The sequence below is a fragment of the Rhizobium sp. Root1220 genome (assembly GCF_001426265.1).
In the GTDB taxonomy this organism is placed as follows: domain Bacteria; phylum Pseudomonadota; class Alphaproteobacteria; order Rhizobiales; family Rhizobiaceae; genus Rhizobium.
The window spans coordinates 45,346-71,033 of the sequence record NZ_LMDG01000012.1 but is presented as its reverse complement, the minus strand read 5'-3'; the positions used below and the strand labels follow the sequence as shown (position 1 = coordinate 71,033).

General features: G+C 59.2%; 22 protein-coding genes. 3 read left to right on the top strand and 19 right to left on the bottom strand.

Annotated elements, in window-relative coordinates; translation table 11 throughout:
* Positions 1-14 precede the first annotated feature (14 nt).
* From ASC90_RS09695 to eno, 7 genes are all read right to left on the bottom strand, one after another.
* The gene (locus ASC90_RS09695; RefSeq protein ID WP_056538922.1) at positions 15-596 is read right to left on the bottom strand and encodes an N-acetyltransferase; all 582 of its coding nucleotides are present in this window, start codon (positions 594-596) and stop codon (positions 15-17) included.
* Positions 597-598: 2 nt separating this feature from the next.
* Positions 599-1,240 carry an SGNH/GDSL hydrolase family protein gene (locus ASC90_RS09690; protein ID WP_056538917.1) on the bottom strand — a complete coding sequence of 214 codons (642 nt, stop codon included), beginning with the start codon at positions 1,238-1,240 and terminating at the stop codon, positions 599-601.
* 19 nt (positions 1,241-1,259) lie between these two features.
* On the bottom strand, positions 1,260-2,606 hold the full coding sequence (locus ASC90_RS09685) for a pyruvate dehydrogenase complex dihydrolipoamide acetyltransferase (protein ID WP_056538914.1): 1,347 nt from the start codon (positions 2,604-2,606) through the stop codon (positions 1,260-1,262).
* A gap of 18 nt (positions 2,607-2,624) precedes the next feature.
* Complete coding sequence (locus tag ASC90_RS09680) at positions 2,625-4,001, bottom strand: pyruvate dehydrogenase complex E1 component subunit beta (RefSeq protein ID WP_056538912.1); 1,377 nt, start codon at positions 3,999-4,001, stop codon at positions 2,625-2,627.
* A gap of 15 nt (positions 4,002-4,016) precedes the next feature.
* A complete protein-coding gene (gene pdhA / locus ASC90_RS09675; protein WP_056538909.1) occupies positions 4,017-5,063 on the bottom strand; it encodes a pyruvate dehydrogenase (acetyl-transferring) E1 component subunit alpha in 1,047 nt (348 codons plus the stop codon).
* A gap of 146 nt (positions 5,064-5,209) precedes the next feature.
* Positions 5,210-5,530 carry a septum formation initiator family protein gene (locus tag ASC90_RS09670; RefSeq protein ID WP_056538906.1) on the bottom strand — a complete coding sequence of 107 codons (321 nt, stop codon included), beginning with the start codon at positions 5,528-5,530 and terminating at the stop codon, positions 5,210-5,212.
* 140 nt (positions 5,531-5,670) lie between these two features.
* Entirely contained in the window at positions 5,671-6,945 is a 1,275-nt protein-coding gene (gene eno / locus ASC90_RS09665; protein ID WP_056538903.1) for a phosphopyruvate hydratase, read from the bottom strand.
* Between the two features lie 423 nt (positions 6,946-7,368).
* On the opposite strand from eno, the gene ASC90_RS09660 reads away from it, so the two are divergent.
* A complete protein-coding gene (locus ASC90_RS09660; RefSeq protein ID WP_056538900.1) occupies positions 7,369-9,213 on the top strand; it encodes a methyl-accepting chemotaxis protein in 1,845 nt (614 codons plus the stop codon).
* 22 nt (positions 9,214-9,235) lie between these two features.
* Here the strand turns inward: ASC90_RS09660 and kdsA are convergent, their stop codons facing one another.
* Complete coding sequence (kdsA, locus tag ASC90_RS09655; RefSeq protein ID WP_056538897.1) at positions 9,236-10,081, bottom strand: 3-deoxy-8-phosphooctulonate synthase; 846 nt, start codon at positions 10,079-10,081, stop codon at positions 9,236-9,238.
* The gene (locus ASC90_RS09650; RefSeq protein WP_056538894.1) at positions 10,078-10,962 is read right to left on the bottom strand and encodes a VOC family protein; all 885 of its coding nucleotides are present in this window, start codon (positions 10,960-10,962) and stop codon (positions 10,078-10,080) included. Before ASC90_RS09650 ends, kdsA begins: the two co-directional genes overlap by 4 nt.
* A 202-nt stretch (positions 10,963-11,164) precedes the next feature.
* Here ASC90_RS09650 and lexA point away from each other — a divergent pair, with 202 nt between their 5' ends.
* Positions 11,165-11,881, top strand: a complete 717-nt coding sequence (gene lexA, locus ASC90_RS09645) for a transcriptional repressor LexA (protein WP_056538891.1) — start codon at positions 11,165-11,167, stop codon at positions 11,879-11,881.
* Here lexA and ASC90_RS09640 read toward each other — a convergent pair.
* Entirely contained in the window at positions 11,862-14,312 is a 2,451-nt protein-coding gene (locus ASC90_RS09640) for a ComEC/Rec2 family competence protein (RefSeq protein WP_056538888.1), read from the bottom strand. The genes lexA and ASC90_RS09640 overlap by 20 nt on opposite strands.
* Before the next feature lie 293 nt (positions 14,313-14,605).
* Here ASC90_RS09640 and gltA point away from each other — a divergent pair, with 293 nt between their 5' ends.
* Entirely contained in the window at positions 14,606-15,895 is a 1,290-nt protein-coding gene (gltA, locus tag ASC90_RS09635) for a citrate synthase (protein WP_056538887.1), read from the top strand.
* A gap of 30 nt (positions 15,896-15,925) precedes the next feature.
* Here gltA and lpxB read toward each other — a convergent pair whose 3' ends face one another.
* The 9 genes from lpxB to ASC90_RS09590 form a co-directional block, all read right to left on the bottom strand.
* The gene (gene lpxB / locus ASC90_RS09630) at positions 15,926-17,104 is read right to left on the bottom strand and encodes a lipid-A-disaccharide synthase (RefSeq protein WP_056538882.1); all 1,179 of its coding nucleotides are present in this window, start codon (positions 17,102-17,104) and stop codon (positions 15,926-15,928) included.
* On the bottom strand, positions 17,101-17,985 hold the full coding sequence (locus tag ASC90_RS09625; protein WP_056538880.1) for an LpxI family protein: 885 nt from the start codon (positions 17,983-17,985) through the stop codon (positions 17,101-17,103). The genes lpxB and ASC90_RS09625 overlap by 4 nt, the downstream gene beginning before the upstream one ends.
* Positions 17,986-17,988: 3 nt before the next feature.
* Complete coding sequence (lpxA, locus tag ASC90_RS09620; RefSeq protein ID WP_056538877.1) at positions 17,989-18,807, bottom strand: acyl-ACP--UDP-N-acetylglucosamine O-acyltransferase; 819 nt, start codon at positions 18,805-18,807, stop codon at positions 17,989-17,991.
* A complete protein-coding gene (gene fabZ / locus ASC90_RS09615) occupies positions 18,804-19,271 on the bottom strand; it encodes a 3-hydroxyacyl-ACP dehydratase FabZ (protein WP_056538875.1) in 468 nt (155 codons plus the stop codon). The genes lpxA and fabZ overlap by 4 nt, the downstream gene beginning before the upstream one ends.
* Positions 19,264-20,325: a UDP-3-O-(3-hydroxymyristoyl)glucosamine N-acyltransferase gene (gene lpxD, locus ASC90_RS09610; RefSeq protein ID WP_056538872.1), complete on the bottom strand. Its 1,062-nt coding sequence runs from the start codon at positions 20,323-20,325 to the stop codon at positions 19,264-19,266. Before lpxD ends, fabZ begins: the two co-directional genes overlap by 8 nt.
* A gap of 50 nt (positions 20,326-20,375) precedes the next feature.
* On the bottom strand, positions 20,376-22,730 hold the full coding sequence (gene bamA / locus ASC90_RS09605) for an outer membrane protein assembly factor BamA (protein WP_056540165.1): 2,355 nt from the start codon (positions 22,728-22,730) through the stop codon (positions 20,376-20,378).
* Between the two features lie 195 nt (positions 22,731-22,925).
* Complete coding sequence (gene rseP, locus ASC90_RS09600) at positions 22,926-24,059, bottom strand: RIP metalloprotease RseP (protein ID WP_056538869.1); 1,134 nt, start codon at positions 24,057-24,059, stop codon at positions 22,926-22,928.
* A gap of 28 nt (positions 24,060-24,087) precedes the next feature.
* Positions 24,088-24,921, bottom strand: coding sequence for a phosphatidate cytidylyltransferase (locus ASC90_RS09595; RefSeq protein ID WP_056538867.1), 834 nt, complete (start codon positions 24,919-24,921; stop codon positions 24,088-24,090).
* The gene (locus ASC90_RS09590) at positions 24,921-25,661 is read right to left on the bottom strand and encodes an isoprenyl transferase (protein WP_056538864.1); all 741 of its coding nucleotides are present in this window, start codon (positions 25,659-25,661) and stop codon (positions 24,921-24,923) included. Before ASC90_RS09590 ends, ASC90_RS09595 begins: the two co-directional genes overlap by 1 nt.
* Positions 25,662-25,688: the final 27 nt, after the last annotated feature.

Below are 25,688 nucleotides of genomic sequence, written 5' to 3'. Positions count from 1 at the left end.
TTTTCCTGCCTTTGTTACCGGGCGTCGCGGGTGAGAAGCACCCACTCGTGTTTCCTGCTGCTTTCGAAAACCGACAACGCCTGACGGCGCGCCCGCTCCGAAAATCCATTCTTCCTGTAAAGCGCCAGAGCCGCTTCATTGTCACTCGCCGTGATCAGGCTGACTGGCAGTGTCCCTGCCCGTTCGATCTGATCATCCAGTATGCTCTTGCCGATCCCTATGCCGCGCAGATGGCTATAGACGCCGAGCGTTGCAATGAACCAGCTGCCGATCACCGTCTTCTGCAGATCGACTGCCGGCTGAAGAGCCACCCGATCCACCTCGATGTCTCTGACGTCGTCGCCAAGAGCATAGCCGATGGCCGCTCCCGCCGTTTCGCCATAGGCCTCTGCAATCACCGCATGGCGCCAGCTGCCATAGCCGTCGTCGCGGCGCATCTTCAGCCGGCCCAGTTCCATTGGCGTGTCGCCACAGCTACCTGCCAACTCACCCAGCCAGAGCCAGCAGGCAACGCCGTGCGAGGCAAGGTCTGCCACGATTGCCAGTTCGGCCGCATCCTCCCGCGTCGCGGGACGGAGCGTCACGAAAGGCGCCATGGTCACAGCCCCAACATCATCCGGACCGTCGATTCCATGCCGCGCCCGAGAGCGCGGGTATTCTCGGCATCGAGATGGATGCCATCGAGAGGCGTGGTCTTCGCAACCGAATTTCCGTCGAAGAAACCGCAGCCGAGTTCATCGGCCAGATCGCGGTAGAGCGTCGCCAGCATCGCCGATTCCTCGATACCGCCGACAAAAGACGCCGCGAAGGCCACGTTGGCGGTTTCGCGGATCTTCGGCGGCGCGACGATCAGGATGTCCGGTACGTCAAACTCGAACGGCCAGGCATGATTGCGGATCAGCCGGACCAATCGGGCGATGCCCTGGCAGGCGGCAAAAGCCGATCCTGCCACGACCGGCTTCATGTCGTTGGTGCCGAGGAGGAGAATGACGAGATCGAGCGGCGCGTGCGTCTGCAGGATGGTCGGCAGAATGCGGGCACCGTTACGATCGCAATCGGCGAGATGATCGTCGAATGCGGTCGTGCGGCCGTTCAGCCCCTCGGCAATGATCCTCGCTTCGTCGCCGAGTGCCGCCTGAAGCGCACTCGGCCAACGATCCCGGTAGTCATGACGGCCAATGGAAGCGGCGTCATAACCCCAGGTCAGAGAGTCCCCATAGCAAAGAACGGTCTTCGTCATTTCCGTCTCCGCTATCGTCTTAGACGAGCATGCCCATCGGATTTTCGATGTAGCCCTTGAACGCCTGCAGAAGCTCAGCACCGAGCGCGCCGTCGACACAGCGATGGTCGGTCGACAGCGTGACGCTCATCACCGTGGCGATGACCATTTCGCCCTTGCGGACGATCACACGCTGCTCGCCTGCACCGACCGCGAGGATCGTTGCATGCGGCGGGTTGATGACAGCCGCGAAGTTCTTCACGCCCATCATGCCCATGTTGGAGACCGACGTCGTGCCGCCCTGGAACTCTTCCGGCTTCAGCTTGCGATCCTTGGCGCGCTTGCCGAGGTCGCGCATCTCGTTGGAGATGGCCGACAGGGTTTTTTCCTCGGCCTTGCGGATGATCGGGGTGATCAGGCCGCCCGGGATCGAGACAGCCACGCCGACATCGGCGTGCTTGTGCTTGACCATGTTGGCTTCGGTCCAGGAGACGTTGGCATCCGGAACATCGCGCAGCGCCAGTGCCATGGCCTTGATGACCATGTCGTTGACGGAGAGCTTGTAGGCAGCGCCGCCATCCTTGCGTGGTGCGGCGTCGTTGAGCTGGGCACGCAATGCCAGCAGCGCATCGAGCTCGCAATCGACCGTGACGTAGAAGTGCGGCACGGTCTGCTTGGATTCGACGAGGCGCTTGGCGATGATCTTGCGCATGCCGTCATGCGGCACGAGCTCGTAGGAGCCGGGCTCGAACAACTTGAGCACGCTTTCGTCCGACGCACCCTTCGGCGCAGCAGCCGGAGCTGCTACAGCAGCCTGCGGTGCTGCAGCGGCAGGAGCCGCCTTGGCGCCACCACCTGCGGCAGCCGCTTCCACGTCGCTCTTGACGACGCGGCCATGCGGGCCGGAACCGGAGATGGCCGACAGATCGATACCGGCTTCCTTCGCCAGACGGCGCGCCAGCGGCGAGGAGAATGGGCGATCGCCACTTGCCGGAGCTGCGGCGGGTGCCGCGGCCGGCGCAGATGCTGTAGCAGCCGGTGCCGGAGCAGCAGGCGCGGCAGCTTCAGCCTTCGGGACTTCGGCAGCAGCTGCTTTCGGCGCCGGCGCGGAACCCGCACCGCTCGCAGCAGCGGCAACGTCTTCGCCTTCAGCAGCCAAAACGGCGATCAGGGCATTGACCTTGACGCCTTCGGTGCCGGCGGGAACGAGGAGCTTGGCAACGACGCCTTCGTCGACTGCTTCGACTTCCATCGTCGCCTTGTCGGTTTCGATCTCGGCGATGACATCGCCTGATTTAACCGTATCGCCTTCCTTGACCAGCCACTTGGAGAGGTTTCCCTCTTCCATGGTTGGAGACAGGGCAGGCATCGTGATGTTGATAGGCATCGAAATACCCTCCCCTTGTTACTTGTAGCAAACGGCTTTCACCGCCTGGACGACTTCGTCGACATTCGGAAGCGCGAGCTTTTCGAGGTTGGCGGCGTAAGGCATCGGAACGTCCTTGCCGGCAATCGTCAGAACCGGAGCATCGAGATAATCGAAGGCCTGCTGCATGACGCGGGTGGCGATTTCGGTGCCGACGGAGTTCTGTGGATAGCCTTCCTCGACGGTGACCAGACGGCCGGTCTTCTTGACGGATTCAATCACGGTCGGAAGGTCCATCGGGCGCAGCGTGCGCAGATCGATCAGTTCGGCATCGATGCCGATCTTCTCGAGCTCGGCGACAGCCTTGACCGCATAGGTCATGCCGATACCGAAGGACACGATGGTCACGTCCTTGCCCGGACGATGGATGCGCGCCTTGCCGATCGGCAGGACGAAGTTATCCATCTTCGGCACATCGAAATGCTGACCGTAGAGAATTTCGTTTTCGAGGAAGACGACAGGGTTCGGATCGCGGATGGCGGCCTTCAGCAGGCCCTTGGCGTCGGATGCCGTGTAGGGCATGACGACCTTGAGGCCCGGGATCTGGCTATACCAGGCCGAGTAATCCTGGCTGTGCTGGGCGCCGACGCGGGCAGCTGCACCATTCGGGCCACGGAACACGATTGGAGCACCCATCTGGCCGCCGGACATGTAGAGCGTCTTGGCAGCGGAGTTGATGATCTGGTCGATCGCCTGCATGGCGAAGTTGAAGGTCATGAACTCGACGATCGGCTTCAGGCCAGTCATTGCAGCGCCGACGCCGACACCCGCAAAGCCGTGCTCGGTGATCGGCGTATCAACGACCCGGCGGGGGCCAAATTCCTGTAGAAGCCCCTGGGTGACCTTGTAGGCACCCTGATACTCGGCAACCTCTTCACCCATGACGAAGACATTTTCATCGGCACGCATTTCTTCGGCCATGGCGTCGCGGAGCGCGTCACGGACGGTCGTCGACACCATTTCGGTGCCGGCCGGGATTTCCGGATCGTTCGGCACATGCGCCTTGGGCTCGGCCGGGAGCGGCGCCTGTGCAGAAGCGGCAGCAGGCTTTTCTTCGGCTTTCGGTGCTTCGGCAGGAGCAGGTGCGGCGGCTGAGATGACGGACGCGGATTCGCCATCCTGCAGCAAGATGGCGATCTTGGCGTTGACCTTCACGCCTTCGGTGCCGGCAGCAACCAGCAGCTTGCCGATCACGCCTTCATCGACGGCTTCGACTTCCATCGTCGCCTTGTCGGTTTCAATTTCGCAAATGACGTCGCCTGATGTGACCTTGTCACCTTCCTGCTTCAACCACTTGGACAGCGTGCCTTCTTCCATTGTCGGAGAGAGGGCTGGCATAAGGATGTCGATAGGCATTGTTGCCCTCCCCGCTTAAAGCAGAATGTCGGTGTAGAGCTCGGACGCATCCGGCTCGGGAGCGGCCTGGGCGAAATCGGCGCTGTCTGCGACGATGTCGCGGACGTCCTTGTCGATCGCCTTCAGGTCGTCTTCGCTGGCCCAGCCCTTTTCGACGAGGCGCGCCTTGACCTGCTCGATCGGGTCCTGCTCGGAGCGCATCTTCTGCACTTCTTCCTTGGAGCGATACTTCGCAGGGTCGGACATGGAGTGACCGCGATAGCGGTAAGTCAGCATTTCCAGGATGATCGGACCCTTGCCGGAGCGGCAATGCTCCAGCGCTTCATCCGCAGCCGCCTTAACGGCACGAACATCCATGCCGTCGACCTGAATGCCGGGAATGCCGAAGCCCGACCCGCGCAGTGAGTAGTTTGACTGCGCGGTGGCGCGCAAAGTCGAGGTACCCATGGCGTAACGATTGTTCTCGACGATGTATACGATCGGAAGCTTCCAGAGAGCAGCCATGTTGAAGCTCTCGTAAACCTGGCCCTGGTTGGCAGCGCCGTCGCCGAAATAGGCGATCGAAACGCTGTCATTGCCGCGGTAGCGGTTGGCGAATGCCAGACCGGTGCCGAGCGACACCTGGGCGCCGACGATGCCGTGACCGCCGTAGAAATGCTTCTCCTTGGAGAACATGTGCATCGAGCCACCCTTGCCCCGGGAATAGCCGTCGATGCGTCCGGTCAGCTCGGCCATGACGCCGCGGGCGCTCATGCCGGTTGCCAGCATGTGACCATGATCGCGATAGGCGGTGATGACCTGATCGCCTTCCTTCTGGGCCATCTGCATGCCGACGACGACAGCTTCCTGGCCGATGTAGAGGTGACAGAAGCCGCCAATGAAGCCCATGCCGTACAACTGACCCGCCTTCTCTTCGAAGCGGCGGATAAGAAGCATCTCGCGATAGGCTTTGAGCTCCTGATCGCGATCGAAATCAGCGACAGGGCCACCATTCGATGCCTTGCCTGCCGGTTTCGCACTGGTCTTGCGGCTGGAAACGGTCGCGTTTTTTCGCGGCGCCATTCAACCCTCCCTATGGGTTTATCGGTTCTTAGGTGGCGCGTACCATAGGGAAGAAATTTAGCCGCAGCAATGCCATAAATGCATGGCTCGTATTCATCGTTAAGCTATTGATAAATATACGATTATTTCAATTAACTTGTTTTCGGTTAATTTGAATAGTGGTTGAATATGACGATCTCGTCGGCGCGCGACATATTCAGCTGAAGACGCGCCTTTTCGTCCAGCATATCCTTGTCCATCGAGCCGTCACTCAGCAGCGCAACCTGCCGTTCCAGGTGCTCCCGCTTTGCTTTCAGAACCGCCAGCTCCCTCTCCCGTGCGACGCGCGTGCGCTCGAACACTTCGGTTGCGCGCAGGCCATAATCGCCATGGATGCAATGGTAGCCGAAATAGGAAAGAAAGGCGACAGTCATCGCCGGAACGACGAAACGACCGATCTTTTTCTTCTTATGATGCTTTGTCCACATACGCGGCTTCTCAAAACGCATTACCTTGTCGACGAGACTAACGAGGAGAGATTAACCGTCCGTTGACTATGAACGCGGCGCAAGAAAAAACCCGCACCAACCGTGGGCGCGGGTTTCCAAAGGTTTGAAATTAGACGGTATTAGCCTCGGATGATGGAACGGCCGGCATACTGCGCCTGCGGGCCGAGGCCTTCTTCGATGCGGATCAGCTGGTTGTACTTTGCAAGACGATCCGAGCGCGACAGCGAACCGGTCTTGATCTGACCGCAGTTCGTGGCAACCGCCAGATCGGCAATCGTTGAATCCTCGGTCTCACCCGAACGATGCGACATGACGGCAGTGTAGGCAGCCTTGTGCGCGGTGTTGACGGCATCAAGCGTTTCCGTCAGCGAACCGATCTGGTTGACCTTGACGAGGATCGAGTTGGCAACGCCCATGCGGATGCCGTCGCGCAGACGCGCCGAGTTGGTGACGAAGAGATCATCGCCGACCAGCTGAACCTTCTTGCCGGCCAGATCGGTCAGAGCCTTCCAGCCGTCCCAATCGTCTTCAGCCATGCCGTCTTCGATCGAGATGATCGGGTACTGGGCAGCGAGCTGCGCGAGGTATTCGGCCATGGCGCCCGATTCCAGCGTACGGCCTTCGCCTTCTAGGACGTACTTGCCATCCTTGAAGAATTCGGTCGCAGCGCAGTCGAGGCCGAGGTGGATGTCTTCGCCGGGCTTGTAGCCGGCTTTTTCGATCGACTTCATGATGAAGTCGAGGGCTTCAGGTGCGCTCTTCAGGCCCGGCGCGAAACCGCCTTCGTCACCAACGTTGGTGTTGTGGCCCTGAGACGATAGTTCCTTTTTGAGGACGTGGAAGACTTCCGAGCCCATGCGAACCGCTTCGCGGATCGAATCGGCGCCGACCGGCAGGATCATGAACTCCTGGAAGTCGATCGGGTTGTCAGCGTGTGCACCACCGTTGATGATGTTCATCATTGGAACCGGCAGCAGATGGGCGCTGGCGCCACCGATGTAGCGGTAGAGCGGCAGGCCGGAGGCTTCGGCAGCAGCCTTGGCGACGGCGAGCGAGACGCCGAGGATTGCGTTTGCACCCAGGCGCGACTTGTTCGGCGTTCCGTCCAGCTCGATCATGATATTGTCGATCTGGATCTGGTTTTCGGCATCGATCCCACCGATCGCGTCGAAGATTTCCGTGTTGGCGGCTTCGACGGCCTTTTCGACACCCTTGCCGAGGTAGCGCTTGCCACCGTCGCGAAGCTCGACGGCTTCGTGCGCGCCGGTCGAAGCGCCCGACGGCACCGCTGCGCGTCCCATGCTGCCATCTTCAAGATAGACATCGACTTCGACCGTGGGGTTTCCACGGCTGTCGAGAATCTCGCGGGCGATAATGTCGGTAATTGCGGTCATCGGCTCTTCCTGCTTGAGGGTCGGTAAATCGTTTGAAGCCTGTTTAATCGAAGGCGCGCAAATTACAATGCCGCAACATCGACCAAGATCGTCACACGGCCTACAGCTCGAATATGTCAGGCTTTTGAAGACGCCTGATAGGCCATCGTCTTCCAAAGGCTTGATCCAGGATTTCGAAACTTCCGGTTTCGAAAAACAGCCGCACCTTCGATGCGGTTGAAGATTTATTGGTCAGTAACCAATCAATATTACAACTACCACCGATGAGGAAATACCGCACTGCCCGTTGGCAAGTAGTATTGCATGACGCACTTCCTCATGCGGTCCCAACCCGCCTGCCCACAAGACCTCTCAGGTTCTTCAAAACTCCAATTGATTTCAACGAACAACACATTTCCACCGTTTAATTTCACAGGGCGCAGGATGAAACTCAATATTGCTCGCAGCCTTGCCATCTTCGCGGTGGTCGTCACCACCGGATTGATCACTTCCGTCGGTATACAGAACTACGCATTCTATAAGCTGCGGGTGAACGGCGAAATGTATAGGCAGATCGTCTACGGCAAGGATCTGGTCGCCGATATCCTGCCCCCTCCTCTCTATATTGTCGAATCCTACATGCTTGCACTTGAAGCGGTACAGCGCCCGGACGTCGCGAAGAAGAACATCGAGCGTATCCAGACAGTCCTAAAGCCGGCCTTCGAGGATCGCCGCAAATACTGGTCGGAAACGGCTCTTAGCGCCGACCTCAAGGAAAAACTCCTGAACGATGTGCTCATCAAAGGTGACGTTTTTTGGAAGGTGATGGCTGAGGAGCTCGCCCCGGCCATTCTCGGAAACGACAAGGCGGCTATTCCCGTTGCCTTCGAGAAACTTTCCACGAATTTTCATATTCACGAGGAGGCCGTCAACAAACTGGTGGACATGGCGAATGCCTTCCTGGCGACCGCCGAGAAGGACGCTGCCGATCAAACCCGTATCCTCTCCGCTATCACGCTGGTGGCAGCCGCCGTCTCGCTCTGCCTCTTGCTCGGCGGCCTCTATGCCTTTCGCCGGCGCGCGATCGTGCCGCTATCGACGATGCGCGACTACATGGCTGTCCTTGCGGCTGGCGATTATGCGAAGGAAGTGCCTTTCAGGCACCGGGCCGACGAGATTGGCGAGATGGCTCGCGCGGTCTCTGTGTTCCGCCAATCAGCAGAAGAGCGAAACAACATCCGCCTGCGCCAGGATGCCGAACGCCAGGCCCAGACGCAGCGCGATGCAGCGCACGCCGCCATCAAGGCGGAAGACGAAGCTGCGCGAGAAACCGTCATCGACAGCCTGAGCCGCGGCCTGGAGTGCCTGTCCGGCGGCGATCTGACCGTCCGGATCAATGAGCCTTTTGAAGCAGCCTATGAAAAGCTGCGCGAGGAGTTCAACTCAAGCGTCCGCACACTCTTCGGCACGATGATGGAAATCTCGACTGTTACGAATACGGTCAGAACCGGCTCGGGCGAAATCGCGGCCAGCACCGATGATCTCGCCCGACGCACGGAACATCAGGCGGCGTCCCTGGAGCAGGCGGCATCGGCGCTTGACGAGATCACGGCCACTGTCAAGAACTCGTCGGAGCGCGCCAAGGAGGCCAATGCGATGATGACTTTGACCAAGGAAAGCGCCAGCTATTCGGCAACGGTCGTGCACGAAGCCGTCGTTGCCATGCAGAGGATCGAAACGTCGTCCGCGCAGATCGGCGAGATCATCAACGTCATCGACGAAATCGCCTTTCAGACCAACCTGCTAGCACTCAATGCTGGCGTCGAGGCAGCCCGTGCAGGCGAAGCCGGTAAAGGGTTTGCGGTCGTTGCGCAGGAAGTGCGCGACCTTGCCGGTCGTTCAGCGAAGCTGGCAAAGGAAATCAAGCAGTTAACCGAAAACTCCTCCGGGCAGGTTTCCGCCGGCGTTGATCTCGTCAACCGCACGGGCGCGGCGCTCGGCAACATCGACCAGCAGATTTTGAAGGTCACGGCGCTGATCGAGGAGATAGTGCGCTCATCCTCTGAACAGACGACCGCGCTTCTGGAAATCAATACCGCCGTCAATACGATGGACAGCGTTACGCAACAGAACGCCGCGATGGTCGAGCAGACCAACGCCGCCTGCCGCAAGCTCGGCGATGAAGCAGTGCACCTCAATCACCTGCTGTCCCGTTTCCGTATCGACGATTCGGGCAAGTCGGCCGCTGGGGCTCATCCCTCACACCACCGGATGGCGCTCGCCAGTTGACGGCGAGCACGTTCGATAAGTTTCATGCTGCCTTGGCGATGGCATCGAAGGCGAGCAGCTTTTCGAGCAACCTCGGCATATCGCTGAGATAGACCATGTTGGGGCCGTCGGAAGGCGCATTGTCGGGATCCTCATGCGTCTCGACGAACACACCGGCAACGCCGACTGCGACCGCCGCACGCGCCAGCGTCTCCACGAACTCGCGCTGGCCGCCGGAGGAGCCACCCTGACCGCCCGGCTGCTGGACCGAATGCGTCGCATCGAAAACCACAGGTGCGCCCATCGCTTCCATGATCGGCAGCGACCGCATGTCCGACACCAGCGTATTGTAACCGAATGACGCACCGCGCTCGCACAGCATGATGTTCGCGTTGCCGCTGGCATTGAGCTTCGCGAGAACGTTCTTCATGTCCCAGGGCGCCAGGAACTGGCCCTTCTTGACATTGATGGCCCGACCGGTCTTGGCGGCAGCGACAAGAAGATCGGTCTGACGGCTGAGAAATGCCGGGATCTGCAGGACGTCGACCACCGTGGCCACTTCGGCGCACTGCTCCTCGGTATGGATGTCGGTCAGAACGGGAAAGCCATATTCCTTCTTGAGATCGGCGAAAACCTCAAGCGCGTATTCGAGACCTATGCCGCGCTGCGCCGACAGCGAGGTGCGGTTCGCCTTGTCGAAAGACGACTTGTAGACGAGGCCGATACCAAGCCTGTCGCAAAGCTCCTTCAGGACCCCGGCGACCATGAAAGCGTGGTCGCGGCTTTCCATCTGGCACGGCCCTGCAATCAGCGACAGCTTGCCGGTGTTCGAAAAAACGACCTGTCCTGCGCCCTCGCCGACAGCCACTTGCGAATTCGTCTCAGTCATCGTCTCTCCTCGAAGGCAAAGAGCGCGCCCTGGCCGGACGCGGCCTTCACCAGAATTCGATTGTTCTTGCGCGTGTACGTGATCCCGTTAGCAGCCAAATGCGCCTCTGTCACGGAGAGATCGCCGACCGTGAAGACAATCGCAAACCCGCGCAGGCCATGGTCGCCGCTGGGTGCGGCTTGATCGAGGTAGGCATCGAGCCCATTCGGCGAAAGAATGCTGACGCGCGCGTTGGGCAGCGCGACACTGACGCCGAACGCTTCCTCCCGGACGGTCCGAACGGCCGACGCAAAGTGCAGGAACAAGCCAAACGCCTTGGGATCAGGCGCCGTGAGAACGATCTCCGCAACGCCGACCACGCCGTTCGCGTGGGTCTCAAGCGCGGCCCGATCGGCTGGCAGCGCATTAATCCGCTGGCACGTGAAGAGGAAGAAGTCCGGTGCCCGGAGATCCGCCGCAAATGCCAGCCTGAACGCGGCGGTTGTTTCCGCTCCGTCCGGCATCTTCATGGGACGGGAAAACTGCAACATGTCACCGCCACTGATCCTATCGGCGACAAACCGCGCGTGATCTCGATCGGCATCTGCCGTCCCGAGCACGACAGCAGAGAACCCGTCCTGACCACACCGGAAGCGAAAGGCACGGTCGCGCGCTGTAAAGACGTTGCCCTTCTTCACCGAGGCATCGTAGCTGTCCGCACTCGCAATTCCGAGCGGCTCAAGATATGTTTTGTCGGCGAAGAATATGCAGGCATTCTGCGTTCCAAAAGGGTGCAGAGCATCGGCAGCTACCGTGAAACCAAGCTTCCCGAGGCGCTCGCGGGCGAGGCCGATATGGGCAACTGGCAGCACGAGATGGTCCAGCGGGTGCGCTTCAGTCATGGCAAATCCTCCCCCTGATGTTCAAGCGTATGCGTCTACTTCAGCGGCTATTCAAGCGCCTTGCCATCGCATATCTCAAATGAGGCGCAAAAACTGGACAAGTTGAAGCCAAACTTTACGAAAATTTAGGCACTTGCGGAACACATATGGAACATATAGTGTCTGTTCTGGCTTTGTTTCACAACTCTGGGGTTCAACATCGATGCTGACGCGAAAGCAACAGGAGCTTCTTCTCTTCATTCACGAGCGAATGAAAGAGTCCGGTGTGCCCCCCTCTTTTGATGAGATGAAGGATGCCCTGAATCTCGCGTCGAAATCCGGCATCCATCGCCTGATTACCGCGCTCGAGGAGCGCGGCTTTATTCGCCGACTTCCAAATAGGGCCCGGGCGCTTGAAGTCATCAAGCTTCCGGAAGCCTATAATCCGAGCCTGCAGCCGCGCCGCGGCTTCTCGCCCAGCGTAATCGAAGGCAGCCTGGGCAAGCCGCAACCGGTGGCCCCGCCAAAGCCTGCCCCAGTTGCCGACAACGGCAATTCTGTTTCGGTGCCCGTCATGGGTCGCATCGCCGCCGGTGTGCCGATTTCGGCAATCCAGAACAACACGCACGACATCACCGTTCCCGCCGACATGATCGGTTCCGGCGAGCACTATGCGCTCGAGGTGAAGGGCGATTCGATGATCGATGCCGGGATTTTCGATGGCGATACAGTCATCATCCGCAATGGCAACACGGCAAATCCCGGTGATATCGTTGTTGCCCTCGTCGATGACGAGGAAGCGACGCTGAAGCGCTTCCGCCGCAAGGGTGCGTCCATCGCGCTCGAGGCCGCCAACCCGGCTTATGAAACCCGCATCTTCGGCCCGGACCGGGTCAAGGTTCAGGGCAAGCTTGTCGGGCTTATTCGTCGCTATCACTGATCGGTGACGCCGTATTGAACGTGTTGCTGCGCCAGTCGTAGGTACGGTGCATCAGCCATGGTCGGCTGAGGCTTTGATATGCTGTCGTGACGCTCATCGACCCCTGCTGTCCGATTTGAACTTCGACGGCGCCGGATCGGCGTAGCGTTTCTCCAGTGAACAGCATCGAGCCGGATCGGCATTCGCCGAGCCGGAGGCGAACCGGTGTGACGACGATGTCGGATACGTCGCAGGCCGGGCCCAGATAGGCCGCGTCTTCGAGTGTTGTCAGGACATAGCCATTGTCTAGCATGGCGGTACACCACGCTCCTTTCCGGCATGTAAAGCCGTTTTCGGTTCCAGACGCAGCCGAATGGCGGATGGCTTTGCGCGCCTCTCGTTGTTCGCTCACGGATAGCCTGTATCTTTTCCTCTCTTGTCCTGCTCCTCCAAGCGGCGCCGCCTCGCTCCCGATGATGTTCGGCGGCTTGTGTTCTCCGGCGGCAAGTGCGCGCTGCCATTGGCTGAAAATGAAATCAGGCGGGCGCTCGCGATTGGACGCAAGGACTTTTCCGCGCAGGATGGCAGCAACACTGCCGTCCTCGGAAAGGACAATGTCCGGCGGCGCTGTCGCTGGAACGAGCAAAACCAACAGAGTCGAAAGCCCCAATACCGCGCCCCCCAAGTACAGCAGGCGCGTGTGCAGCAGCGTCAGCAGCAGAAAGCCAGACACGGCCAATGGGAAGTACCATTCCGGCAAGCGTCCGATATCGATATTGCCGCCCCAGCCGGATACCATCCGGGCGATGCCTATGACCATGTCCAGACCGAAGCCGGCCACCTTCCATGGCAACACATCAAGACCGAGTGGCGTCAGCAACATCGCCAGCATGCCGGCTGGCATGATCACAAACGAGACGATCGGCATCGCCAGCAGATTTGCCGGCAAGCCGTAGGCACTCATCCGATGGAAATGCTCGATCGAGAACAGAGCGGTGGAAACGCCGCCAATCACGGACGTCAGCACGATACCACCAAAGAAGCGTCCTACGACGATTACCGGCCGCATTGCCGGAAGGGTTGCAAGGACATTTTCGCGCATAGGGCGTCGCGTCCAGATGGCATAGCCGGCCACCAGCGCCAGGGTCGCCGCATACGACATCTGGAAGCTTGGTCCCAGCGCCTCCGAGGGCGACAGCAGAAGAATCAGCAGCGCGGACAGCGCAACGTTTCGAAGGCTTATCGATGGTCGATCGAAAAGGACGGCCACCAGCATGATCGCCATCATGATATACGCGCGCTCTGCCGATACCGCAAAACCGGAGATGAGGTAGTAGGCGGTCAACGCCAACAGTGCGCCGGCGGCCGCGATCTTCTTCGTCGGATAGGCCTGCGCGACGGACGGAACGAAGCTGAGCAGCATTCGCAGACCTACGAAGAAGATGCCTGCGGACAAGGCCATGTTGAGCCCCGATATCGCGACGATATGCGCCAGCCCGGATTGGCGAAGGGCCTCCGTCGTCTCCCGTGAGATGGCGCGTCGCTCGTCAGTGACCACCGACGCTGCAAACGCTCCGGTATCGCCTGGCAAGATCGACCGAATACGGTCCCCGATCCCCGCTCTAAGACGATAGAGCCATTCGATTGTCGTGTGGCGCGCGACGCCCAGGCTGCCGTCATCGCGCGGAGCAGCGGCCGATGGCGCACCGTAGAAGAACCCGTTTGCACCCAGTTCGTCAAAATAGCTGCCGAATGAAAAATCGTCGAGACCTGGCAATGCTGGTCCGGTCGAGGGAACCAGACGGGCCCTGCCGGTCAACCATTGACCAATCTCGAACGGCTCTCCAGCACCACGCGCAACGATCGAGACACGGTCAGGTGGGCGCGCCAGGGAGGGAGCTTGTGTATCTGCTACGGCAACGATGTAGCGCCAGCGCCCCTTGCCGTCGCCTTCGCGGCGCTCGACCCGTCCGGTCACCGTAGTGGTCACCGACGAATCCAGCATCACCGTCGCCGCCCGCCACGTTTCGAACTGCGCGGAAAACATACCGCAAACGAACAGCAGTCCGATCAGCGCGGACTTGCGAACGATAGAGCGCTCGAAGCGCGCTACGACGATCACAGCCGCGAATATTCCAAGCCAGGCAGAGAGCGCCACGACCGACGGATCGGCATCGAGTTTGAACCAGACGATCGCTCCCCCGCCGAAAAAAACCGGTGCGGCCAGAAAGAACCGACCGTGATCCAGCTCTTGCGTGAAAGCCGGGCGAATGCCCGACAAAAGCTGCCGGCAGGCGCTGCCAGTCCTTGACCGCCACGGAACCGGAGACTGGGTTCTGGAACCGCGCGTCCTATTGGCGGGGACAAGGTTTGCCAGATTATCGGGCGCATGAAAAAGTGCGCCGTGATCGAGCGCAGCCGGCATGGCGTCGAATGTTTTCAACTCCGGCATGCAATTGCGCCCACAGAAAGCCGCCTCTGCAACCACAATGCAAGCTCTCGACTCCTTACGCAACAATAATCGATTGAAAAATGAGCAGAAATCAGAAGAGCCAAAAGCCAAGGGATATCATCATCTTCTGCTATGCGCCGTGGTCATCGCAGCACTGCCCAAAAGTTGATACTGCAATGCACAAAATGGCATCACAGTAACTTGGCATTAGCCGCGCGATCATATAGCTATCGCAGACGACGCTTAACCCTATGGCGCTTTTATGGCGCCACCCGCCAGCTTGGAGGATCACAATGACGGATCAAAGCGCAACCCTGAAGATCGGTGACAAATCAGTCGATCTCGCCGTCAAGAGCGGCACGATCGGCCCCGACGTCATCGACATCGGCGCCCTCTACAAGAACACGGCTTCCTTCACGTACGATCCTGGTTTCACCTCGACCGCATCCTGTGAGTCAAAAATCACCTACATCGATGGCGACGAGGGCGTCCTGCTCCATCGCGGCTATCCGATCGAGCAGCTGGCCGAGCACGGCGACTTCCTTGAGGTCTGCTATCTGCTTCTCTACGGCGAACTGCCGACGGCGGCGCAGAAGAAGGACTTCGACTACCGCGTAACTCACCACACCATGGTTCACGAGCAGATGTCGCGCTTCTTTACCGGCTTCCGCCGCGACGCGCATCCGATGGCCGTCATGTGTGGCTGTGTCGGCGCTCTCTCGGCGTTCTATCATGACTCGACCGATATTACCGATCCGCACCAACGCATGGTCGCGAGCCTGCGCATGATCGCCAAGATGCCGACGCTGGCCGCCATGGCCTACAAATACCACATCGGCCAACCGTTCGTTTACCCGAAGAACGATCTCGACTATGCGTCGAACTTCCTGCGCATGTGCTTTGCCGTTCCGTGCGAAGAATACGTCGTCAATCCGGTGCTCTCCCGCGCCATGGATCGCATCTTCATCCTGCACGCCGATCACGAGCAGAACGCCTCGACTTCGACGGTTCGCCTTGCCGGATCTTCCGGCGCCAATCCGTTTGCCTGCATTGCAGCCGGCATCGCCTGCCTCTGGGGCCCGGCTCACGGTGGCGTAAATGAAGCAGCGCTCAACATGCTGACCGAAATCGGCAGTGTCGATCGCATTCCGGAATATGTCGCTCGTGCCAAGGACAAGAACGACCCGTTCCGCCTGATGGGCTTCGGACACCGCGTCTACAAGAACTATGACCCGCGCGCCAAGATTATGCAGAAGACCACGCATGAGGTTCTCGGAGAACTCGGCGTCAAGGACGATCCGTTGCTCGAAGTGGCGATGGAACTGGAGCGCATTGCTCTCACCGACGAGTATTTCATCGAAAAGAAGCTTTACCCGAATATCGACTTCTACTCTGGAATCACGCTGAAGGCGCTGGGCTTCCCCACCACCATGTTCACCGTGCTCTTCGCGCTCGCCCGGACCGTCGGCTGGATCGCGCAGTGGAACGAGATGATCGAAGATCCGCAGCAGCGCATCGGCCGCCCGCGCCAACTCTACATCGGCGAACCGAAGCGTGACTACCTGCCGGTCTCCAAGCGCTGATCGGTGCTATCGAACAAGCAAAAAGCCCGGTCAGGAATGACCGGGCTTTTTCTTTTGGAGCACGTCGAGAATGACCTGGGCCGCATGCTCGCCCGGCGGCCTTTCCGTCTGCATCCGCTGCCACACAAGATCGAAGCCTTCCATCATTGCCTGCCTCTGAAGCGTGTCGGTTGAGAGCTTCTCCATCCAACGGACGAAGCTTCCGCCGCGGACGACCTCATTGATATATTCTGGTATCACGGCGTAGTCGGCGATCAGATTCGGAATTGCAGCCGTCCACACCTTGATCTTGCCGGTCATCAACTTGATGATCCAGTCGGTCTTGTAGGCAGACACGGTCGGAACGCCGGCCAGCGCCAGTTCAAGGATCACGGTGCCGGACGCGGCCATCGCGGCGTCGGCATCGACAAATGCTTTCAACTTCGCCTCCGGGCCGGTCACGATATCCGGCTTAAGCGCCCAGTCCTTGACCAGGTCGCGCACCAGAGCCTCCCTGTGCGCCACAGTCGGCAGGACGAAGCGCATCGCTCTGTTGCGCTGGCTCAGCTCAGCAACCGCGTCGCCAAAATATGGCAGGAGTTTTGTGATCTCCGACGCCCTCGAACCGGGCAATAGCATGATCGTTCTTGGGTCATCGCCGGCTGGCAGCCCTGACCGCGCGCGCGCGCGGCGTGCTTCCAATATCGCCGGATCAGCCGTCAGCCGGTGACCGACATATGTGGTCGGAGGGCCTCCAAGGGTGCGCATCACTTCCGGTTCGAAGGGGAGCACTGCGAGCACGTGGTCGACATAGCCCAGCATGCGCTCGGCGCGATACTCTTTCCATGCCCAGACGCTGGGACAGACGTAATTAACGATCGGAAGATCGGGCAGAGCTGCGCGAACGCGCTTGGCGACGCGGTGCGTGAAATCAGGACTATCGACAATGATCAGCACATCAGGCTTCGCGGCAATGACGGCCGCAGCCGTCTGCCCGATGAGCCTGGCCAGTCTGGGCAATTTGGCGAGAACCTGGGTGATGCCCATGATCGACAATTCAGAAAAATCAAAAAGCGAATTCAGGCCTTGTGCCTGCAGCGCCTCGCCGCCGACCCCGACGAGTTCAACGGCTCCATCGTTTTTTTTCAAGGCGGCGACAAGATCGCCGGCGAGCAGATCGCCCGACACCTCGCCCGCAATAATCGCAACCTTCAGCGCACGCTCGTTCATGCACGAAGCCCCCAGGATGGCAATCCGCGATCCAACCCACAGACGAAGATACCGGCTTCGTCCGCGGCCTTGATGACAGCGTTGCGATCCAGGATCAGTGCACGACCGGCTTCGACTGCAACGCCCGCGAGACCGGCCGCGTGAGCGTTCGTCACGGTGGAAACGCCGATCGACGGCAAATCGGCCCGGATATCCTGCTGCGGCTTGCAAAGCTTGACGAGAACGCCGCGGCGGCGCGTCGAAATCCGACCGCCAGCTCTGAGATGAGCCACTCTCTCCAGCATGCTGTCGGTACCCTCCACGCCTTCGAGCGCAACGATGCGGCCACCGACCGAGACGGCGCCCTGACCGACGTCAAGCCGACCAAGAGCATCGGCTGCGTCTGCCGCCCTTGCCACGTCCTTGTGATCGTCCGCGGTGAGCCCGACGACACCAAGCGGCCCAACGGACGCAAGCAGGTCTGGCGCGATCTCCTGGGCTCCGACAACGCGACGACCGTCCTGCTCGATCAAGCTGATGACCATGCGAAGCACCGCGTCGTCGCCGCCGGCCAACAAGGTGCGGACAGTCGCGGGCAGCTTCATCAACGTTCGGAGCGTGGGGCGGACTTCCCGCCACTCGGGCCGACGGCGCACGCCTCCGGACATCACGACCCGGTCGATACCGTTGCGCTCGAGCACGCGGCTGAGGGCCGCGAGATCGCCAACACCAATTACGGCATGATCGAAACCTTCCCAGGAGCGATCCGCCTCGTCCTTGAGCGCGATCACGAACGGGTTCTCCCCAGCCTCACGCGCAGCCTCGGCGACATGGGACGGCAGGAATCCGCTTCCAGCAATGATTGCCAGCCGGCCCTTGGCCGCGTCACCGGGGAGAGACAAATCTCAGCCTTTCTGTCCCCTGGTCGGCGAGGAAAGGGCACGATCACTTTCGGCAGCTATAAAGTCGAGGATCTGCATCACAGGTTCGCAACCGAGATATTCCTCGCGGATCGCTGCAGCGTTATCGCGAATCGAGCCGGTGCCCTCGAAGATCGCCTTGTAGGCCCGGCGAACGGTATGGATCGTTGCTCGATCAACGCCCGCCCGCGTCATGCCAACAACATTGAGGCCGCCGAGCAGGCCGGGGTTGCCATTCAGCATCCCATAGGGGATCAGGTCGTAGCTGACGGCTGAAAGGCCACCGACAAAAGCCTGCCGTCCGATCCGGGTGAACTGGTGGACAGCACATCCGCCGCCAAGAATTACGCGGTCTTCAACCGTCACGTGGCCAGCCAGCATTACGTTGTTGGACATGATGACATGGTTGCCGACGCGGCAATCATGGGCGACATGCGAATTTGCGAGGAAAAGATTGTTGTCACCGACGACAGTCTTGCCGCCGAAGTCGGAAGTGCCGGTGTTCATCGTCACGCCCTCACGGATGGTGCAATTGTCCCCGACCGAGAGCGTCGTCTCCTCGCCACCGTGATGAACGCTCTGGGGATCTCCGCCGATCACCGCCATAGGAAAAATCCGGGTTCCCTTGCCGATCGTCGTCCTGCCTGTCACAACCGCATGCGCCAGCAACTCGACGCCATTCCCAAGCACAACGTTCGCGCCGACATGGCAAAACGGCCCAATTTTCACATTCTCGCCAACAACAGCGCCGTCCTCGACGACCGCCATGGCGTGAATGCTGGCACTCGCTGCAATCACACTCATACCTGATCCTTGCGAACGATCATCGCACCGATATCCGCTTCGGCGACAAGCGCACCGTCAACCTTGGCGTCGCAATGGAATTTCCAGATACTGCCGCGCTGTTTCTGTTTCTTCACATGATATTCGACGCGGTCGCCGGGAACCACGGGCTTGCGGAAACGCGCGTTGTCGATGGTCATGAAGTATACCAGATTGCCGGTTTCGCCTTGCTTCTTGGCACAGATCGCACCGGCGGTCTGAGCCATGCCTTCTACGAGAAGGACGCCAGGCATGATGGGCGCTTCTGGGAAATGCCCGGTGAAATGCGGCTCGTTTGCCGTGACATTCTTGATTCCGATCGCAGACTCGTCGCCATCGATCTCGACGATCCTGTCAACCAGCAGGAACGGATAACGATGGGGCAGCAGCTTCATGATTTCCTTGATGTCCGCCGAAGAGAGCGACTTCTTGACTTCCTCAGTCATTCTTTTCTCCCGTTTTCTTGCCGCCTGCAGCTCGCGTCATGATCGCCGCCGCTTCGCGTAAAAAATCGTTGATCGGACGTGCCGGAACGCCACCATAGCGTTCGCCGGCAGGTATGTCGCCGATCACGCCACTCTTGGCCGCAATCTGAACGCCGTCACCGATCTTGATATGGCCGTTCAACCCTGCCTGCCCGCCGATCTGCACGCCATCACCCACCACCGTGCTACCCGCGATGCCAACCTGCGAGACAATTGCGCAATGCCGTCCAATGCGGACATTGTGCCCGATCTGCACCTGATTATCGATCTTTGTGCCCTCGCCGACCACGGTATCGTCCATCGCACCTCGATCAATCGTTGTATTGGCGCCGATCTCCACATTGTCCTGGATGATGACACGGCCAATCTGGACGATCTTGATCATGCCGCGGGGGCCAGGTGCATAGCCAAAACCATCCTGGCCAATCCGCGCGCCGTTGTGAATGATCACGCCATTGCCGACCAGCGCGCACAACACGCTCGCCCCCGCTGCTATCGAGCAATTGCGACCGATCTTGACGCCAGGTCCGATGACCGCTCCGGCGCCGATGCATGTGCCCTCGCCGATTTCGGCGTGAGCGCCGACGACAGCCAAAGGTTCGACCGTGACATTGCGCTCCAACCGGGCGCTCGCATCGACCGCGGCACGATCAGATATCCCGTAAACCCCGGAAAACGTGGCGAGTGGTCGCAATGCCTTCGGGTAAAGAAAGCCGCCCGCCTGGGCGAAAGCCGCATGAGGATTCTTGCTGACGATAACAGCCAGATGCGCGGGCACAATAGACCGCAGCCCGACACTACAGAGCACGGCCGACGCCTCGCAGGTGGCGAGTTCGTCCTTGCTCTTCTTTGACATGACGTAGCACAAATCCCCCCGCTTCGCCCTACTAACGGGAGACACCGAGCGTATGACAACATCCGCATCATTGGGGTCGGGAAGCTCTGCCCCAAGATATTGCGCCAATTCGGAGAGTTTCACGCCATCATGGGGCAGAAAAAAATTGCTTTGCTCCATCGGCAAACCTCCAGAACGGAATTCGGTTTTACGGTTCCGGACTGCCGATATCAGAATTGGTTGTTTATGCCAAACTTGAAGTGTTGTGTCTGGTCAAAGTCTTCCTTGACGACTGGGAAGGCATAGTCAACACGCAGGGTACCGAACGGAGAGGCCCAGATGAGGCCAAGACCGACCGAAGCACGCAGCGTTGCATCGTCGCCTTCGACAAATTCGCCGGTAACGCCGTTCACATTCACAGGAACCTTGTTGCCAAACAGCGTACCGGCGTCCGCGAAGACCGCGCCACGGAGACCGAAGTCACGCGGGAATGCCGGCAATGGGAACGTTGCCTCGGCTGAAACCGTGAAGTAAGTGGTACCGCCGAGCGAATTGTCCGGACCACCACCGACGCGAGGGCCGATACCCCTGTTCTCAAAGCCGCGAATATCGCCATTCGTCAGCGTGAACTGGTCAAAGACATTCAGATCCTTGTTGAATCCGATGACGTAGCCAGCCGATCCGCTAACCGAACCAATGATATCGGCATCGTCAGCGAGCAGGTGATAGTAGCGAGCCTTGCCGTAAAGCTTGTAGAATTGCGAGTCGCCGCCAATGCCGGCGACTTCCTGCGTGGCAGAGGCATAGATACCTTCGCGCGGCAGTGTCATATCGTCCAGCGTGTTGTAAGTCAGCGTCTGCGACACCGACGACTTCACCCATGGGCTGTTTTCTACAAGGTTCTGATAGGGTGAAGAGAGATCACTCAACGAACCAGATGGATCGTACTTCATCTGCTTGTAGTTGTAGCGGAACGTGGTGGCCAGATCTTCGGTGATCGGTGCCGTTGCGCGCAGGACCGCGCTGGTTTCCTCATACTCGTAGTCGGCGCTGGTCGACGATGTTTCGCTGTGGTTGATGTCGAAGCCAACAGCCAGACGGTATCCGAGGAAATACGGTTCGGTGAAGTTCAAGCCCAAGGTGCGTGAGCCTTCTTCGCCACCGCCTGCCGAAACCTTGATGTACTGACCGCGTCCGAGGAAGTTCTTTTCTTCGATCGAGGCTTCGAGCAGCAGGCCGTCGCCTCCAGCTGCATAACCTGCGCCGATACCGAACGAACCCGTTGACTGATCCTGAACATCGACGACAACAACAACGCGGTCCGGCGAACTGCCTGGCTGTGTTGTGATATTCACCGACGAAAAGTAACCGAGGGCTTCCAGACGGCGCTTGGCGCGCGTGATCATCTGCTGATTGAAGGCATCGCCTTCACTCATGTCGAACTCGCGGCGGATGACGAAGTCACGCGTACGGCTGTTGCCACGGATTTCGATGCGCTCCACGTATGCGCGCTCACCCTGATCGACCAGATATTCGATACCGATCGTGTTGTTGCCCAGATCACGGTTGCCGCGCGGCGTCACGCGGGCGAATGGATAGCCGGCCGAAGCGACCTGATCGGAAATTGCTTCCAGCGACTTTTGGACTTGGCTGGCGCTATAGACCTGACCTTCACGCGTGCGAACTAGCCCCTGGAGCTGCGCAGCATCAACGCCGGGAACGGTCGACTGAACCGAAACCGCACCGAAATCGTATCGCGGACCTTCTTCGATATTGAAGGTCAGTGTGTACTTGTTCGTCGCCTCATCGAAAGCCGCGTCGGACGATATGATGCGGAAGTCGGCATAGCCACGGTTGTAGTAGAACTGGCGAAGCGCTTCCTCATCCCCGTGGAGCTTGTCTTCGTTGTAGACATCCTTGCGGGTCAGGAACGACAGAAAGTTCGTGCGTTTCGTGTTGATAACGGAAGAAAGACGACCGGAGCTGTAGGCATTGTTGCCGACGAAATTGATTGAGGCGATCTTGGTGCGATCACCTTCATTGATGACAAACGCCAGATTGACGCGCCCTTCGCCGAGCGGCACGACCTGCGTCGTCACCTCGACTTCGCTACGACCCGTAGCGGCATAGGCTTCCTTGATCGACTGAATATCAGCCTGGATCTGCGCCTCGTTGTAGGGACCAGCTGCACGCGTCTTGACGACCGCAGCCAGCTTGTCGTCCTTGACCTTGCGGTTGCCGTTGAAGACCACCTGATTGACGAGCTGCGCTTCCTGGACGGTCACCACAAGGGTGCCGCCGGACACAGCGATCTTGACGTCCGAGAAGTAGCCGGTGTCGTAAAGCTGCTTCACCGAGTCATCGATATCAGTGTTCGAAAAGCTCTGGCCGGGCTCGATCGTGAGGTTGGAACGCACAGCTTCGGCACCAACACGGCTTGCACCACGCACATCGATACGCTGGATAACCGCAGCCTCAGCTGCTGTAGCCGAGACAAAAAACGTTGCACCTGCCCCCGAAGCAACAATACCTGCAGACAGCGCAACCGCCGATACTGCGTTCAAAAATCTTGAACCAGCCTTCATTTCACCCATTACCTTTTTTCTCGTCCCCGGCTCCAGGCGTCCCCCGATTCCAGTCACGTGTGTCGTTTTACCCGCTTTTGATATACAAGCAAGGGAGCGCGTTAATTTCTGTTTACTTCATTTCAAAGCGTGACGCATTCGCCACTACAGCTTTGAAACATCGTAAATAAATGGTAATTTTCCCTCGTCCTGCGATCAGCCGATAAGAGCACTTATGTCATTCCACGTGGCGAAAACCATCAAACTCAGAACCATCGCCAGGCCAATGCGAAATGCAACCTCCTGCGCCGACGACCCCAACGGTTTTCCCCTCACCGCCTCAATCGCATAGAACATCAGGTGCCCACCATCAAGTACCGGAACCGGCATCAGGTTCAGTAATCCGATGGAAACCGACAAGACGGCTGCAAGCTGAAGCAAAGCTGCAACGCCGAGTGTTGCCATCTGGCCAGAAGCTTGCGCGACCCGGATCGGTCCACCCAGCTGGTCGGGTTTCATGTAGCCGGAGATCAGGTTTCCGATGTACTTGAAGGTGCCTGTGACAATATGCCAGGTCTGAACGGTTCCCTCTTTGAGGGCGCCGAGCGGCGAATAGGTCTGTATGCGGAAATGACCAACTTCCTGGTTGGTGACAATGCCGATCAGGCCGATTTCGATTTTGTTGCCGAACTGGTCCGTCATATCGGTGCGCACGGGAACGATCGGAACGTCGCGTTTCTCGCCGTTGTGCTCGATCGTTATGATCATTTTCTGTTCTGGTCGGATGCTGACATAACGACGGACATCGTCGAAGGTCTCGACTTTGCTACCGTCGATGGCGACCAGCAGATCGCCTGGGACAATCCCCGCTTCGGCAGCAGCGCTTCCCGGCTTAACTTCGGCGACGACGGGATCGGCAACGGATCGACCGTATATCGAGAATAGAACGGCAAAAATGGCTATGGCGAGGATGAAATTTGCAATTGGGCCGGCGGCTACCGTTGCGGCGCGCTTCCAGAGTTTCGCTCCGGCAAAGGACCGGGCCCGATCTTCATCGGACATGACTGCAAGTCCACCCACATCCGGCTTGCTTGAAGCGTCCTCGTCCCCGAAGAATCGCACGTAGCCGCCGAGTGGAATGAGGGAAATCTTCCAGCGGGTTCCATGCTTGTCCGTGAAACCGAGAATCTCAGGCCCAAAGCCAACGGAAAACGCCAATATCCGGATACCGCTCCAGCGCCCGACGAGGTAGTGTCCCATCTCGTGCACGAAGACGAGGAGGGAGAGCACGAGAACGAAGGGAACAATATATCCCGTCAGGAACGCGAATATTCCGGTCAAGCCTGCCATCAAATCTTTCCGCCAGCCATTGCAGACATCAAACGCCGAATAGGGCTGCGCCGAGCGACGTCATCTCACCGCTCTTTATCAGCGAAAAAAGTCCAGCTAGCAAGAACGCCGCAAAGCAGGCAAAAATGAGCCCGTCGACACGGTCCATGACGCCGCCGTGTCCCGGGATGAGATGGCTCGAATCCTTCACGCCAAAACGACGCTTGATGAAGGATTCGAAAAGATCGCCCGCCTGGCTGCATGCCGACAGGATAAATGCGGTCACCGCCGCCAGGCCGCCACTACCAGGCACCAGGAAATGGGCGACAAGGCTTCCGGCGACGACAGCCGACATCGCCCCGCCTATCGCACCCGACCATGTCTTGCCCGGCGATATCTTCGGCGCGAGTTTAGCGCCGCCAATGGCCCGACCCACGAAATAGGCAAGAATATCCGTTGCCCACACCACCGCGAACAGAAAGAGCATGGCATACAGGCCCATGCCATCGGCACCGCGGATGCCAGCGAGAGCGATACCCGTCAGTCCCGCATAGATCATGCCGGCAGGAAACCATCGGGAAACGCCGGCGATGAACACGAAACCGAGCGCGATCAGGAAGAAGACCGCGAGCAGCAGAAGAGCATAGTTCGGTAATCCGGCAATAACCGCTACGGCGATAAGCACTTGCCCGACCCAACCGACGATGTTCGCGACGGGTTGTTCTGTGTGCAGCCGGGTGATCGTCGACCATTCATAGTAGATCAACATCCCGATCAGCGCCGACAAGAGGCTGAACGCGAGGCCTCCATACCACGTGGCAGCGAGGACGATTGTGGCAAGGAAAAGCCCGGAAACGATACGAAGCTTCAATTCCTGCTGCATCAGGTACCCACGGCCGCCTGCGTCACCACGCCGCCAAAACGGCGATCGCGCGACGCGAACGTCTCCAGCGCCGAGTAGAAAAGCTCCCGGCTGAAATCCGGCCAGTACTCCGGGACGAATATGAACTCGGAATAGGCCGCCTGCCAGAGAAGGAAGTTGGAAAGGCGTTCCTCACCACTCGTGCGGATGATCAGATCTGGATCCGGAATTCCCGCCGTATCAAGGCGCGCATTTATCAGTGCCGGCGTGATGTCCTGCGCCCGCAGACGCCCCGCCTCGACATCCGCCGCAAGCGTGACCATGGCGCGAGCAATCTCGTCGCGAGAGCCGTAGTTGAAAGCAATAACGAGCGTCAGCGCGGTATTGTTGCGCGTTGTTTCTTCCGCATCGACCAGAAGATCCAGAATATCGCTCCGCAGGCTGTAGCGGTCGCCGATAACCTTCACGCGGACGTTCTGACGGTGCAACTCCGCGAGATCCCGACGGATGAAAGCCTTCAACAATCCGAGGAGATCGGAAACTTCTGTTTCCGGCCGACGCCAGTTCTCCGAGGAGAACGCAAAAAGCGTAAGATACTTGATCCCTACGTCGCCTGCCGCACGCACCGTTTCGCGCACGACATCAACGCCCTTGCGATGCCCCATCGTGCGCGGCAACCCACGCTGCTTTGCCCATCGACCGTTGCCATCCATGATGATGGCAACGTGTTCTGGTACAGTCACAAATGAACGTTCCGACATTTCCCGTCCGGTTCTTCCCACCCAAGG